Source organism: Aquirufa nivalisilvae, assembly GCF_004307455.1.
Taxonomy (GTDB): Bacteria; Bacteroidota; Bacteroidia; order Cytophagales; family Spirosomataceae; genus Aquirufa; species Aquirufa nivalisilvae.
This window is the reverse complement of record NZ_SEWX01000008.1, coordinates 328,819-343,796: the sequence shown is the minus strand read 5'-3', so window position 1 is coordinate 343,796 and position 14,978 is coordinate 328,819. Positions and strand designations below refer to the sequence as shown.

The window sequence follows — 14,978 nt, the reverse complement described above, 5'->3', positions numbered from 1 at the left end:
AATGAAGCTTATTTGGCTAATTGATTAATTAAGTAAACCAAGGTTAATGAGAATGAGGTTAAGCTAGTTGTTAAACCCATAATTTCTGCTGTAGTTAGACCTTTCTTTGCACCAAGTGGAATTCCATCAACAATAATTTCTGAACCTGGTAAAACCTTGGGGTAACTCTTGAAAAAGAGAAACTTCTTGGTCCTACTAGAAATTCCATTAGGATTTTTTACATAAACATGACTTTTAATCGCATTAGGAGAAAATCCTCCCGCTTCAGAAATATAATCGCTCAATTTAAAGTAAGGCTTATAGGTTACAGAAATTGGGTTCTGAAGAGCACCCGAAAGTTTAACTGTTTGATCAATTCTTGGAACATATACCGAATCTAAAGCCATCAAATACATGTTGTCTTTAGAATTTGGATTAGCAATAATTTCTTCAATATTGATCCCAACAATTTCCGAATGTCTGTATAATTGAGCTCCTTCTAAAAATGCTCCTGCTTTGAGTCCACCTGATAATTCGATAAAATCTGATATTTTTTTCTGATTATTTTTAAGTGCATAAACCCCAGGATAGTTCACCATTCCTTGAATAGAAATATATCTTTGATCCTCATAATCAGGTGATCGACGTATCGATAGTATATCAAATGGAGTTAATATATATTGATTTCCTTCATTGGATAGTTGAAGGTTTCCATCAATGTTAAATGTTTTGATTTCAATTTTATCATCTGAAATAGAGCCTAATCCATGAGTTACAACTCTTCTAGCTAATTCTAATTTGGAAAAACTTGCTCCATCTTTGAAACCTTTAGCCAATAAAATCAAATCTCCAACCTTCATCCCCTCCTTATATTCAAACTCACCCTCTTGGTTAACTTCTCCGAAAATACTGACAATTCTTTTCTCTTTTAAATTGGAAATACTGAATACTTTGATGACATCTTCTCTTTGTAATGGAATGTCAGCTACTTCCCCGCGTAAAATTTTCCCTAAATCAATGGAGATGATTTGAGGTTCAAAATTTTCTTGTCTGCGAGTAATGGTAACCCTATTAAGGAAGGCATCTTCTCTTGCACCTTCAGCTCGTTTAATTAACTCTTTAACTGTATTTACTCCGTTTTCTAAGGCATACATACCCGGCCTAAATACCGCTCCTTCAATTTCTACTCTATTTTCAAACCTTTCAATGATAGCACCAATGACATATTTATCTCCATTTTGGGGTAAAAAATTAGATACCTCGTCTTGAGTTACATTCATAAGCTTCAATTCTCTTGAAGTATTTCTTGTAACTGGAATAGAATAAGTATAAGCTTTATTGGTAAATCCTCCAGCAAAGCGCAATACATCTTTTAATGTTTCTCCTTTGATTGTTTCAAAGATCATTGGTCGTTTAACTTCACCAATTAATTCGACTCTCGTTTCATAATCAGATATTCGAATGATATCCTGATCTTGTAAATGAATATTATCTTTTTGATCTGCTTTTAAGAGAAAATCATATAAGTCTAAGGTTCTAATTGTTTTATTCCCTCGAATTAATCGGATATTTCGATAAGATCCACTTGAACTGGGTCCACCTGCTAAATATAGCGCATTAAATATGGTCGCAAGAGATGAAACAGTATAACTTCCGGGAAACTTTACTTCACCAGTTAATGTGACTCTAATGCTTCGTACATTTCCTAAAGTAACTTGAGCAGATGAACCACTTCCTGGTTTATTTAATCCCTGATATAATTGTCGAAGTCTTCCAATAATTCTATTTGATGCGGCATCTATACTCAAACCATTTACATAAATAGGGCTTAAATTGAGGATTTTGACAGTACCTTCTGTACTGACTTTCACTTTGAAATTATCGAGGACATCTCCAAATATGTCAATATTAAGTTCATCTTCAGGACCTAATAGATAATTGCTTGGTGTGGCAATTTTGAGGTCTGGCTCGAAGTTTAAGGTTTCAGTGTCAAACAAATCAGCTCCGTATATTACTTTTTCTAATGCACTTGATCTTCTTAATTGTAACTCTTTATAGACTTTAACTAAACTATCATTATACACGTTTAACGGTTGTGCTAAAAATATTCTTTCTTCTGGTGTGAAAATTTGTTCGTCTAAGGACTTTTTTAATTTAGGATTATTAGGAGTGTTAGGATTTTCAACTGAATTGGCATTTTTAGTTTCAGTAGAATTTTCATCTTTTTTAGGTTTACTCAATTTTCCATTGGTAACTCTATTTCCTGCGTTTTCGGAAGATTCAATTTTATTCCCAGATTTTGGGGTAGTTGTGAGCTTGTTAAGTTTATCTCTCATTTTTGCAATATCAGCTGCAGTGTAACCTTGTGCTTTTGCAGCTTTTTCGATTTGCATTTCTGACATGCCACTGTCCACAGCTTTTTGATAAAACTGTGCGACTTCATCTTCTGTCAAATCATCTACATTTTTTTTGCTTTGTGTCGTAGTTTGAGCAAATGATGCAAGGCTAACTAGGCATACTAATAGTAATATGAAGAGGCGATATGTATGCTGTGTTTTTTTGAAAAATCTCATAGACTAAGGAAATGAACTACTGTATTTATACAAAATTAAGCCTTTTTTATTACTGAAGGTGCTTATTATTTATTATTTACTTAAAGGGGGCTCGAATTAAAATTTAGGACAAGCCAAAGTTCGTTTTATCTTTAAATACGGTTTTTTCAAGGATATGTCCCAATCAAATAAATAGGCAATCGAAATTTCATGGGCTCCTCCAGAAGGTAAACCTAGGTTTGAAATAGTTAAATCATAGGAATAGCCAACCGAGAAATTATCTAGTCGGTAACCCACTAAAGCTACAATGGATTCTCGACTATTCATGATTCCATCACTGCTTTTTTTAATGGGAACACCTCGGTACCAAGCCCCTAAAACAATGGGTGAAAGCGTCAAATATGCCCCTAAATCCAATTGGTCAAATGTTCCTTGATGTTTGTAATTTAAAACAGGACTGATGCTTTTTTCAGTATTTCGGGCCCGATAAGAATTTTGTTCGAAATAACTGTCTTCTAGCATAATCTTTGTACCCAATTGAATACTAAATTTCATCGCCACAGGTGAAATAATAGTGGATGTTCTACTCGATAATGATTGATTTGGTGTGTTTAAATGATGTACAGATAATCCTACCCATGAGTTTCTTAGATTCAACATAGCTCCTGTTGAAAAGTCCGTGTAATTAGTAGAAGCCCCATTTTTCTCCCAATTTTTCAGAATAGGGTCATCACTGTTTTGATTGATACTCCCATTGTTCGTGTTAAATTGATCTCCAAAAATCAAATTCGAATAATCTAATCCTCGGTTGACATAGGAACTTTGTATACCTACGGAAATAGAACTTTCTTCCGCTAAATTGATGTGATAGGCATACTGTAAACCAATGGATGTCGTTTGTAAATTGGAAAATTGTTTATCCGTAGTCATCACCAATCCCACACCACTATTTATATGAGAGAAATTGATATCAGCCGTTAAGGAAGAAAATTGATAACTTGAACTAAGATTGGGCCATTGATTTCGATGATTGAAATTAATCTTAGATGTATTATTAATTCCAGCAAAAGCTGGTGAAATTAAAAGCGGAGCTGAATAGAATTGCGAAAGCTGAGGGTCTTGTGCAAGTACTTTTAATGGACCCATCAGAAATGCGCCAAAAAAGAAAAAAACAATACGGTATGATCCGAGTTTACGTCGCATAGCCAAGCAATTTAGTACTTAGCTTTTCAAAAACCAATATTTTACGTTATTTTGTGCTTAATCCATGTACTTGCCTACCTCTTGAATGATTAAAAAGTATCTATTTCTTTTTCTGGTTTGGCTTGTTTCTTTCCGAGCATTTTCGGATCCCAAAATTGTTTTTCGCAACAATTGTATTACTCAATGCGCCAACTGTGAAAAAGGGGTTAATCCTGATATGGCAACTGTCTTTGAATTGACAGAACATTTTCCAACAGGTACTACTTTTTCATGGGATTTTGGTGAACCATCTGCTCCAGGTGATAAAAAAAGCTCGGCAACGGGTGTACATCAGTATTGCATGCCAGGTACTTATACGGTTAAGGTGGCTATCCAAAGTCCAGTAGCAAATACTCCTCCTGTGGTTTTAACTGAAAAAGTAATCATTGGAAAATTGCCTTACATATATTTGGGAAAAGATACATCTGAAGTAAAAAAAACGATTTGTTTAGGGCAAGAATTGGTTTTGAATGCCTTTCAAAAAGTGGGGAGGCCGTCTTATCCCATTGAGGTGTTGTGGTATCCTAAGGGGCAAACGACAGATACCATCAAAGTAAGAGAATCAGGCTGTTATTCCGTGAAAATAACCGAACCTCAGTCGGGTTGTTCTGCCGAAGCCAAAATGCAGATTGATATTTGTGGGGAGAGAGATCCCAATCAAGTATTATTGAAAGCTCCTCCAGCTTGGTATTTTGGAAGCAGTGCTGGAGTGAAATTTGAAAATCCAGATAACCCAACTCCCACCACTGGCCGAATTAATGTGCCTAATGGTGTGGCTGTTATGACAGATCAAACTAACAGTATCATCTATTACACGGATGGTCAAAAAGTCTTTGACCGCAATAATAATCCCATTACTTACACCAAAGATCCTGCTGCTTTAATCAATGGCGATATTAGTAATTCTCAAGGGGTGACAACTATGCCTAAAACTTCCTGTAAAGGCTGCCAATCGGAGTATTATATTTTCACATTGAAGAAAAATGCAGCGAATGAAAATCAGATTTATTACAGTATTGTGGATATGAAGCTGAACAAAGGGAAAGGGGGATTATCTGTTATCAATCAATTATTGAGTCCTGTCCCAAGTACCGAACGTTTAGTCGCCTCACAGGGAGGTTCTGGTTTTTATTGGTTGATTTCTCAAGATGCTAATAGCAATACCATACGCACTTTCAAGGTATCTGATGCAGGTATTTCTGCTCCAACTATTACCAGCCCTTCTGGGTCTACCAGCTTAACTAGTTCAGCTGGTTATACCAAAATTTCAACCGATTGGAGTAAGATGGCTGTAGTAATTCCTGGACCTCCAACCAACAAGTTGGATTTGTTTGATTATGATGCTTCTGGTAAAGGTAAACCAACATATTTAACCACATTAGATTTAGGAGCTTCGCCACCTACCATTTATGGGGTGGAATATTCTCAAGATAAAAAAGTGCTTTACGTATCGATGCAAGGAGATGGGAAGACTATCAATTCTCAAATTTTGCAGTTTAATATATCCAAAAATAATGCAGATACCATTTTGGCATCTAAAAGGGTATTGTTAGATACTTTAGCTAAAATAGGGGCATTGCAGATTGATCCCGTGTATAATACGATCATCTTTGTGGCAATTGAAGGAAGTTCAACTTTAGGAAAAATTACTAAGACCAATGATTTAATAAGTAATGCCGACTCACTTAAGCGAGCGAAGTATGAACCGAATGCAGTTACCTTTCCTACCAATGTGACCAGCCAGTTGGGACTTCCCCCATCCATTCCCTCTCCTCCAAATCCAAGTAGCCCGCCGAGCATCAAGCAATCATGTGAGGGAACTACCTTTAGCTATAAGGTCGATAAAAAACTATGCGACCCCATGAACAATGACAAAATTGTATGGAAAATATATAAGACAACTCTGAGTCCTTTTCCCACAAATACAGGTTTAACGGTTCCCTTAAATCCAGAAGGAACGCTTTATTATTCTTATGAAGGGGATGTCATGAAACACAAATTTAAGGATGCGGGAAAATATGTCATTACAGCAGCTATTTCCAATGTTTGTGTGAAGGATTTTCTTTTGGATGCGCAGGAATTTGATATTCAAATCATGGAGCCTCTTAGTTTAAAAGAGGAGTATAATAGCATCTGCAAGGATAATGCCAAAGTTAAATTAGATAAGCTTCCTCCTCAAAAGACCTTGACTTTTGAATGGAGTTCAAAAGATAAGACTCCGGAGATAGTTGTTCCAAAGCCAGGAGGTGCTTATGAAGTAGTGGTGACTGATACCGCAACAGGTTGTTCTGTCACTAAAAAAACACAGGTTAATTTCTTAACCAATGAATATTTCTTTCCTAAAAAGGATTATTTCATTTGTATGGATGAAGTAACTCCACAAGCTATATTACAAATAGCAGGAAATAGTCGAGATTTTACCTTTGCTTGGTCACCTAATTCAGCCATAGTCAGTGCCTTGAATTTGAACTATGCCAAAATTAATCGAAATGGTACTTATCAAGTAGAAATTAAAGATGCTGATGGTTGTATCACATCTAGTACATATGAGGTGCCGGATAAATGCGAACCTTTGGTTTTTGCTCCATCGATATTTACTCCCAATGGGGATGGGAAAAATGATACCTTCAATCCGATTCCTAAGAACCCTGCTAGAACCCAGATTGTCAATGTTCAAATATTTAATCGCTGGGGAGAAATGCTTTTTTCTAAGCAGAGTTCTAATTCGGCAGAATTATCTTGGGATGGGAAATTCAATGGACAATTAGTTCCTCCAGATACCTATGCATGGGTAATTCAATATCAATCGACTCCCGAAAACTTCCCAGAAAAAGGTGTTATGACCTTACGTGGAGCTGTTGTTGTGGCGTATTAAATCAGTTAATTGATAAAGATTTTATGGAGACAATATGAACGAAATCTCATTCGTTCTTTTTCAAAATGCTTGAAAAAAACAACGCTGTCAAGGTTCAAAACCTTGACAGCGTTAAGGATTTTTACACAAAATTTTAATAAGCTCTTACCTCAATTCCTTTCATGAAATTGACAAATGCTTTATTAACTACTTGATTTCCTCCTGAGGTAGGGAAATTACCTGTAAAATACCAATCACCTAAATGATTCGGGCAAGCTACATTTAAATTGTCAACGGTTTGGTAAATGACTGCAACTTCAGCCTTAATGTGCTTAGGACGAACAATATCTGCTATTTTATTGGAGATTTCTTGGTCGGTAAACGGTGCATATATTGCTTTAACGAAGTTTTCGGTATGAGCCGTACCATTTTCTAAGGCAACTAGGCATTTTAAGTTAACTTCATCCAATATACTTTCTAATCCTCTTTCTTTTAAAAGGGCAAGTGCAGCTCTAAAGGCAACAAATTCCTTCATCTTCGACATGTCGATACCATAACAATCAGGATATCGGATTTGTGGAGCAGAAGAAACAATGACTATTTTCTTTGGAGACAATTTGTCTAATAGACTTAAAATACTCTTCTCTAAGGTCGTTCCGCGAACAATGGAATCATCAATTAAAACAACGGAATCAACTCCTTTATTGATTACCTCATAGGTAGTATCATACACATGAGAAACCATGTCGTCCCTTTGCTCGTCGCTCGTAATAAACGTACGAACCTTCACATCTTTGGAAATCAATTTCTCTACCCTTGGGCGGAAGGTCAACATTTCTTCCAATTCTTTTTCAAAAAGAATACCTCCCATGATAGCCTGTTTTCTCTCTTTAGCTAAATGGTCTTCTAAGCCATCAATCATGCCCAAAAATGCAGTTTCTGCTGTGTTGGGAATGTAAGAGAATACGGTATTTTTAAGGTCATTGTTTACTTCCTCGAGAATTTGAGGGATTAATAATCGACCTAATTTTTTACGCTCTGAATAGATATCTGGATCTGAACCTCTTGAGAAATAAATACGCTCAAAAGAACATGATTTTTGCTCTAAACGATCGATGAATGGAGCTTCTTTTACGGAGCCATCCATGTCAATAACTAAGGCAGAACCAGGAGTGATTTCTTGAATTTGGTCATAAGCGCAATTGAAGCTGGTTTTGATAGCTTGCTTCTCAGACGCTACCACCACAACTTCTTCATCCATGTAATAGTATGCAGGACGAATACCCGCAGGATCACGAGCCACAAAGGATGCGCCATATCCTGTTAAACCGACCATAGCGTAGCCGCCATCAAAATCTTTACATGAACGCTCCAATACACGAACTAAATCGATTTGCTCAGCTAGAATATCAGATAGCTCTGGGTTTTCATATTGGTCTCGATATTTCAAAAATTGTCTTTGGTTTTCTTCATCCAAAAAGTGACCAATTTTCTCCATGACAGTGACCGTATCTACTTTTTCCTTCGGGTGTTGACCTAAGGAAACTAATTTGTCAAATAAGTCATCCACATTGGTCATGTTGAAATTACCTGCCATCACTAAATTGCGACTTCTCCAGTTACTTTGACGTAACATCGGGTGACAGTTTTCTATTTCATTTTGTCCATGTGTACCATAGCGTAAGTGCCCTAACAATACTTCTCCAGTAAAGGCTACATTTTCTTGCCACCACGCCGCATCATGACTCGGGTCAATGCCCGTTTCACGCTTCACATCTTTGGCTAATTTTTGTGCTTTCCTGAATTTCTTGTTGATTTTTCCGAAGATATCGGCTACTGCTTGTGGCTCTACTGAGCGGTACCGGCTGATATATCGGTTTCCTGGATTAACATTGATTTTGATATTGGCGACCCCTGCTCCATCTTGACCTCGATTGACTTGTTTTTCCATCATCAAGTACAATTTGCTCAGGCCATAGGTCGGCGTTTTATACTTATCCAGATAATACTGAAAGGGCTTGCGCAATCGAATAAGGGCAATTCCACATTCGTGCTTTATTGAATCAGACATTTGGTATGCGTTTCAGAAGAGGTTTTTACTCAAAATCGAATACAAAACTAAGTAATTAAAATGATGGCTCAACGGAAATGTACATTATTTATTTCCTTATTTTAAGAAATCCCAAATAGCTGTAGGGGCTAAGAAGCTTCCCAAAATAAATACCACCAATACCGCATAAACCCACATATTTCCATTTTCGTTCCAAATAACTACGCCTTCTTCTTGCGTATTTTTCTTGAAATAAATTTGGTACGGAATCTTTAAATAATAGAAAATTCCTAAAGCTGTTGTTAAAATAGCCGTTACTAATAAAACCAAGGTTAAAATTTGAGAACTGTTTTGATATTTTTCCCATAAAAAAGAAAAATAAGTAACCTTCGCAATGAAGCTCCCCGCTGGAGGTAAACCGGCCAAAGCCACCATTCCGATTAATAAAAATAAGGAAGCCAGCGGTCGACTTTTTGCCAATCCACTCCAATTTTCTAAATCTTGGGATTTATAAGGTCCAGAAGGAGCCTCATCAATTAAATAAAATACTAATAGCGAGCTCAAGCCGTAGATTAATGAATAAAATAAGAGTACTTCCGTAGCTTGCTGGCTAGGAAATAACCAAGCCATAGCCATGAAACCTCCATGTGCAATACCTGAATAAGCAAGGAGTCGCTTCGAATTCCTTTGTCCTAATGCTCCCAAATTACCTACCAATAAGGTCAAAATAGCTAAAAAAGCAATTGGGACTTCTAATGAAATTGGAATAAAATGGAGTAATCGAATACCCAAAAATGTAATGGCTATTTTGGGAGCCGTTGAGATCCATGTCATCCAAGAGGCAGGTAAACTTTCGATCACATCAGGACTCCATGGGTGAAATGGGGCCCAAGCCAATTTAAATAAAAGGGAACTGGCGATTAAAGTGAGCGCAAGGCCAACTAAATAGGGGTCGGCCGTTGATAAACCTCTGCTAAACGCCGGATTGGTGATATGCATCGTTCCCGTAATACCATATACGAAGGAAATTCCATATAGTAAAAATGCCGTACTAGCCAAACCGAATAACACATAGGGTAATATCGCTCTAGACCCTTCCGCGTCTTTTCGTATACCTACTAATAAATAAGTCCCCAAAGACATCCATTCGATGCTTAAAAATATACTTAACCAATGGCTACTTATGGAAACCAAAAGAGCACCACCCAAAATGGACAAAAAACCCATTTTCTCTTCAAACTGGAAACTTTTTTGTTGAGCTTGATTGACTAGAATTAAAACTATCGCCAAAAATAAAAGTAAGGCATTGATGGAATTACTACCCGAATTAATCCAAAATAGGGAAAATGAAGCAAATCCTGTCATACTCGTAGTCATACGTTGTATGGCTAACACAAAGGCTAATAATAAGCCAATTTGAGTAATGAAATAACGCCAAGAGGTAGAGAATTTAATGGATCTCCCATGTAAAAATAACTCGGCAAATATTCCAACCAAAATCCAAATGCAAAGAAGTAATTCAGGAATCATCAAGGAAAGTCCTTGGCTAATTCCATCTAGCTTCTGAGGTAAGGATTGAAGTATTTCTGGAGAAAACATATTGTAAACTTACAGTTTTTTGCCTAGTATTTTTTGACTTAAATAGTGCGCCGTGGGATTATTCTCCAATTTAACCATTTCTTCAGGACTGCCCTCAAAACAGATTTGCCCTCCCGCTTCTCCACCATCGGGTCCTAAATCGATAATATGATCAGCGCATTTAATCACTTCCATATTATGCTCAATGATGATAACACTGTCTCCCTGCTCTACCAAATCATTTAAGGCTTTCAACAGTTTTTTGATATCATGAAAGTGTAAACCAGTGGTCGGTTCATCAAAAATAAATAAGGTCTTTCCCTTGTTGGGGTTTCCTTTACCTAAGAAGCTAGCTAATTTCACTCGTTGTGCTTCTCCGCCTGAAAGCGAATTGGATGACTGTCCTAATTTGATATAGCCAAGTCCAACTTGAAATAGTGGATCAATCTTTTCGGCAATTTTCGGTGTTTTACTTTTGAAAAATGCCACACCTTCTTCCACCGTCATGTCCAGTATTTCAGCAATATTTTTGTCTTGAAATTTAATATCCAATATTTCTTGCTTGAATCTACTTCCTTGACATGATTCACAGACTAATTTAATATCCGCCATGAATTGCATTTCAATGGTGATTTCTCCTTCTCCTTGGCAAGTTTCGCAACGGCCTCCTTCTACATTGAAAGAGAAGTGAGATGGTTTATAACCTCTGGTTTTGGCTAATGGTAATTCAGCATATAAAGCACGAATGGCGTCATAGGCTTTAATATAGGTGACCGGGTTAGAACGGGAAGACTTACCAATAGGTTGTTGATCTACCATTTCCACACTAGCAATCTGAGAAACACTCCCTTTTAATTCTTTGAATTTCCCAGTTTCTTCGGTTCCTAATTGTAATTGACGTAAAAGTGCAGGATATAATATTTTACGAATCAAAGTTGATTTCCCTGATCCACTGACACCCGTAACTACTGTCAATATTCCTAATGGAATCTTAACAGAGACATTTCTTAAATTATTCTCACTAGCTCCAATGATTTCAATATGAGCCAAACTCTTTCTGCGGAAGGAAGGAATTTCGATTCTATCTATTCCTTGCAAAAACTGCATCGTATGGCTAGTCAGGTCATGTCGGCTCAAAGCTTCCTCTAAATTTCCTTGGAACATGAGCTCTCCACCATGTCGACCAGCTTCTGGTCCAATATCAATGATTTGATCTGCTGCACGCATGATATCTTCCTCATGTTCTACCACGATCACGGTATTGCCCATTTGCTTGAGCATCAACAATACAGAGATAAGTCTTTCCGTATCTCTTGGATGTAGACCTATGCTGGGCTCATCTAAAATATACATGGAACCTACCAAGGCACTACCTAAAGATGTAGCCAATTTAATGCGTTGGAATTCCCCTCCTGAAAGTGTTGAACTAAGTCGGTTTAATGTCAAATAACCCAAACCTACTCGGTTCATATAATCCAATCTATTTTTGATTTCGATTAATATTCGACGAGAAACTTGTTGGTCTGCTTCATTCAATTCTAAATTATCAAAAAAGCTTTTGACTTTGGAGATTGGCCAAAGCACCATGTCAATGATGGAATGTTCCTGAATTTTAACATAAGCTGCATCTTTTCTCAATCTTGAACCTAAACATTCTGGGCAATTCGTTTTACCTCGGTAGCGAGAAAGCAAAACACGGTATTGGATTTTGTAGGTTTCTTTTTCAAGATGCTCAAAGAATTGAGTCAATCCAGCAAAATATTTATTTCCAGTCCAAAGTAATTGCTTCTCTTGAACTGTCAGGTCTTTATATGGTCGATGTATGGGAAAATCAAAGCTAACTCCATTACGAATCAATGGATAAAGCCATTCGCTCATGCGTTCACTTCTCCATGGAGCAATCGCCCCTTCGTATACCGAAAGCTCGGTATCAGGAAAAACTAAATCAGGGTCTAAACCTAATACCTTTCCATAACCTTCACAATTTTTACAAGCACCATACGGATTATTGAAAGAGAACAGATTTAAGCTGGGTTCTTCAAAAGAGATTCCATCTAACTCAAATTTATCAGAGAAGATTTTTCTTTTTTGACCCTCTAATTCAACCCAACAAATTCCTTCACCTTCAAAATAAGCTGTTTGGACTGAATCCCCTAGGCGAAATTGAGTTTCCTCGTCGTCCGCTTTACTGATTAGGCGATCAACCAAAATGGCCAAGTCAGCTGAGTTTTTATCTATTTTTTTCAATAATGCATCATCCTCCACTAACTCCTCCAAATTCAAAATATCATCTCCTAATTTTAAACGTGTGTATCCTTTTTGAATTAATAATTGACATTCATTCTTTAGACCTCGACCTTCATGTCGGAGTAGGGGAGCTAGAATGATGACTTTCTTTTGTGGGAATTGCATAATCCAGTCCACAATCACTGAAACTGAATCTTTTTTTACTTCTACACCTGAAATGGGGGAATACGTTTTTCCGATTCGGGCAAAAAGTAATTTGAGGTAATCATATATTTCGGTAGTAGTACCTACGGTTGATCTAGGGTTTTTTGTATTGACTTTTTGCTCAATGGCTATAGCAGGAGAAACGCCCCGAATATAATCTACGGCAGGTTTTTCCATACGACCAAGAAATTGACGGGCATAGCTATTGAGACTTTCAACGTACATACGTTGGCCTTCAGCAAAAAGTGTGTCGAAAGCTAATGAGGATTTACCTGAGCCAGATAAACCTGTTATAACGACTAATTGATTACGTGGAATGGCGACATCCAAATTTTTTAAATTATGGACACGGGCACCTTTGATGATGATGTGTGTTCTAGGGTCTAAATTTTCTATTCCCTGATTGCTTACCAAACTCGAATTCGGATGATTCATATAACAAAATTATCCTTTAATTTTGTTAATCGTATTTTCAACATCATAATCCACCAATTTTTTCGTTTTTACTCAAAAAAATATTCATGAAACATATATTCTTACTTTGTTTTTTAATCAGTTGTGGTGTGATTTTTGAATCTAAGGCCCAGGAACCAGTAGTTATTAAAGAAGAGGGGGCCAAAGGAGATTTGGATGTAGAACCCGATGTGAGCGAGTTAACCTTTCGCCAACGCTTGCATTTTGGTGGAGGACTTTCGGGGTTGAGTTTCGGAAATCCCACAAGTATTGGTGTTTCTCCCATGGCAGGTTATCAATTGGCTAATAATACCATAGCTGGTGTAGGATTAACTTACCAGTATTATTCTGTTAATTATGGAGGAAATATTGGAAAGTTAACCAGTAATCTACTAGGCGAGCGTATTTTTATTCGACAGTACATTCCTACTTTAACAGCCTTGCTGGGTCAGAGTTATTTAGTGGGTCAAGTGGAAAATTATTCCAATTTGTCGGACAGTAATGCCAGTAACTATTATGGATATTCTAATCCCGTATTAGTGGGTATAGGTATTGGATCCAAGCTTGGAATTAATTTATCTGTGATGTATGATCTAAATTATAGCTCCTCCTCAGGTAAAGTATCTCCCTATGGCTCTGCATTAGTGGTTCAAGTAGGCGGGTTTTTCTTTTAATTTTCAAAACAATTGTAAGATTTTAGGGTATATAAGCTAGAATTAGCTCATGCTATGAGATTCTGATAATTTTCATTTTTTTAATGAGACTTCTCCATTTTTTTCACGCATAAATGCTTAATTTCGAAATAATGTTTTACCCTAATCATCTAACCTGACAATGACTGAACCTCTTTTGGTGGAAGACCCCAACCGATTCGTACTTTTCCCAATTAAACACAACGATATTTGGAAGTTTTATAAACAAGCGGAAGCTTCTTTTTGGACTGCAGAGGAAATTGATTTACAACAAGATTTAGCCGATTGGAAGAAAATGAATGACGGAGAGCGTCATTTTATTTCTCATGTTTTGGCGTTTTTCGCTGCTTCGGATGGAATTGTTAACGAGAATTTAGCCAATAACTTTTTGAAAGAGGTTCAATATGCAGAGGCTAAATGTTTTTATGGTTTTCAAATCATGATGGAAAACATTCACTCGGAAACATATTCCTTGTTGATAGATACCTACATTCAAGAACCTAAAGAGAAAGATCGTTTGTTGAGAGCCATCGAAACCATTGATTGCGTTAAGAAAAAAGCGGAGTGGGCATTGAAATGGATCGAGAGTGAAAGTTTTGTCGAGCGTTTGATTTCATTTGCAGCGGTAGAGGGGATCTTTTTCTCAGGATCATTCTGTTCTATTTTCTGGTTAAAGAAACGTGGATTAATGCCAGGTTTATCTTTCTCCAATGAGTTGATTTCTCGCGACGAAGGTTTGCACTGTGATTTTGCATGTTTGTTATATACAGATCACATCAAAAATAAAGTATCTCAAGAACGTGTATATGAAATTATCACGAATGCGGTGGAGATTGAAAAAGAATTTGTGACCGTAGCATTACCTGTTTCCTTGATTGGAATGAATGCTGATTTGATGTGTCAATACATTGAGTTTGTTGCTGACCGTTTATTGGTTTCCTTAGGATGCAAGAAGTTTTACAATGCGTCTAACCCATTTGATTTCATGGAAATGATTTCCTTACAGGGTAAGACAAATTTCTTTGAAAAGCGTGTGGCTGAATATCAAAAATCAGGAGTAATGTCTGACAAGGATACCATGTCGTTCAGTTTAGACGAAGACTTTTAGTAGATCGATAATCGATATT

At 36.9% G+C, this 14,978-nt stretch carries 8 protein-coding genes; 3 read left to right on the top strand and 5 right to left on the bottom strand.

Features of this window, described 5'->3' with window-relative positions:
* Positions 1-8 precede the first annotated feature (8 nt).
* Together EWU22_RS12450 and EWU22_RS12445 are read right to left on the bottom strand one after the other, a co-directional pair.
* On the bottom strand, positions 9-2,552 hold the full coding sequence (locus tag EWU22_RS12450) for an SLBB domain-containing protein (protein ID WP_130925808.1): 2,544 nt from the start codon (positions 2,550-2,552) through the stop codon (positions 9-11).
* A 96-nt stretch (positions 2,553-2,648) separates the two neighbouring features.
* Entirely contained in the window at positions 2,649-3,734 is a 1,086-nt protein-coding gene (locus EWU22_RS12445; RefSeq protein WP_130925807.1) for a PorP/SprF family type IX secretion system membrane protein, read from the bottom strand.
* Positions 3,735-3,951: 217 nt separating this feature from the next.
* On the opposite strand from EWU22_RS12445, the gene EWU22_RS12440 reads away from it, so the two are divergent.
* A complete protein-coding gene (locus EWU22_RS12440; protein ID WP_161566861.1) occupies positions 3,952-6,648 on the top strand; it encodes a T9SS type B sorting domain-containing protein in 2,697 nt (898 codons plus the stop codon).
* Between the two features lie 133 nt (positions 6,649-6,781).
* Here EWU22_RS12440 and EWU22_RS12435 read toward each other — a convergent pair whose 3' ends face one another.
* The 3 genes from EWU22_RS12435 to uvrA form a co-directional block, all read right to left on the bottom strand.
* Complete coding sequence (locus EWU22_RS12435; RefSeq protein WP_109323911.1) at positions 6,782-8,698, bottom strand: amidophosphoribosyltransferase; 1,917 nt, start codon at positions 8,696-8,698, stop codon at positions 6,782-6,784.
* 96 nt (positions 8,699-8,794) lie between these two features.
* Complete coding sequence (locus EWU22_RS12430) at positions 8,795-10,276, bottom strand: NADH-quinone oxidoreductase subunit N (RefSeq protein ID WP_130925805.1); 1,482 nt, start codon at positions 10,274-10,276, stop codon at positions 8,795-8,797.
* A 9-nt stretch (positions 10,277-10,285) separates the two neighbouring features.
* Positions 10,286-13,141, bottom strand: coding sequence for an excinuclease ABC subunit UvrA (gene uvrA, locus EWU22_RS12425; protein WP_130925804.1), 2,856 nt, complete (start codon positions 13,139-13,141; stop codon positions 10,286-10,288).
* Positions 13,142-13,227: 86 nt separating this feature from the next.
* On the opposite strand from uvrA, the gene EWU22_RS12420 reads away from it, so the two are divergent.
* Together EWU22_RS12420 and EWU22_RS12415 are read left to right on the top strand one after the other, a co-directional pair.
* A complete protein-coding gene (locus tag EWU22_RS12420; protein ID WP_130925803.1) occupies positions 13,228-13,833 on the top strand; it encodes a hypothetical protein in 606 nt (201 codons plus the stop codon).
* Between the two features lie 160 nt (positions 13,834-13,993).
* A complete protein-coding gene (locus EWU22_RS12415) occupies positions 13,994-14,959 on the top strand; it encodes a ribonucleoside-diphosphate reductase small subunit (protein WP_109323907.1) in 966 nt (321 codons plus the stop codon).
* Positions 14,960-14,978 lie beyond the last annotated feature (19 nt).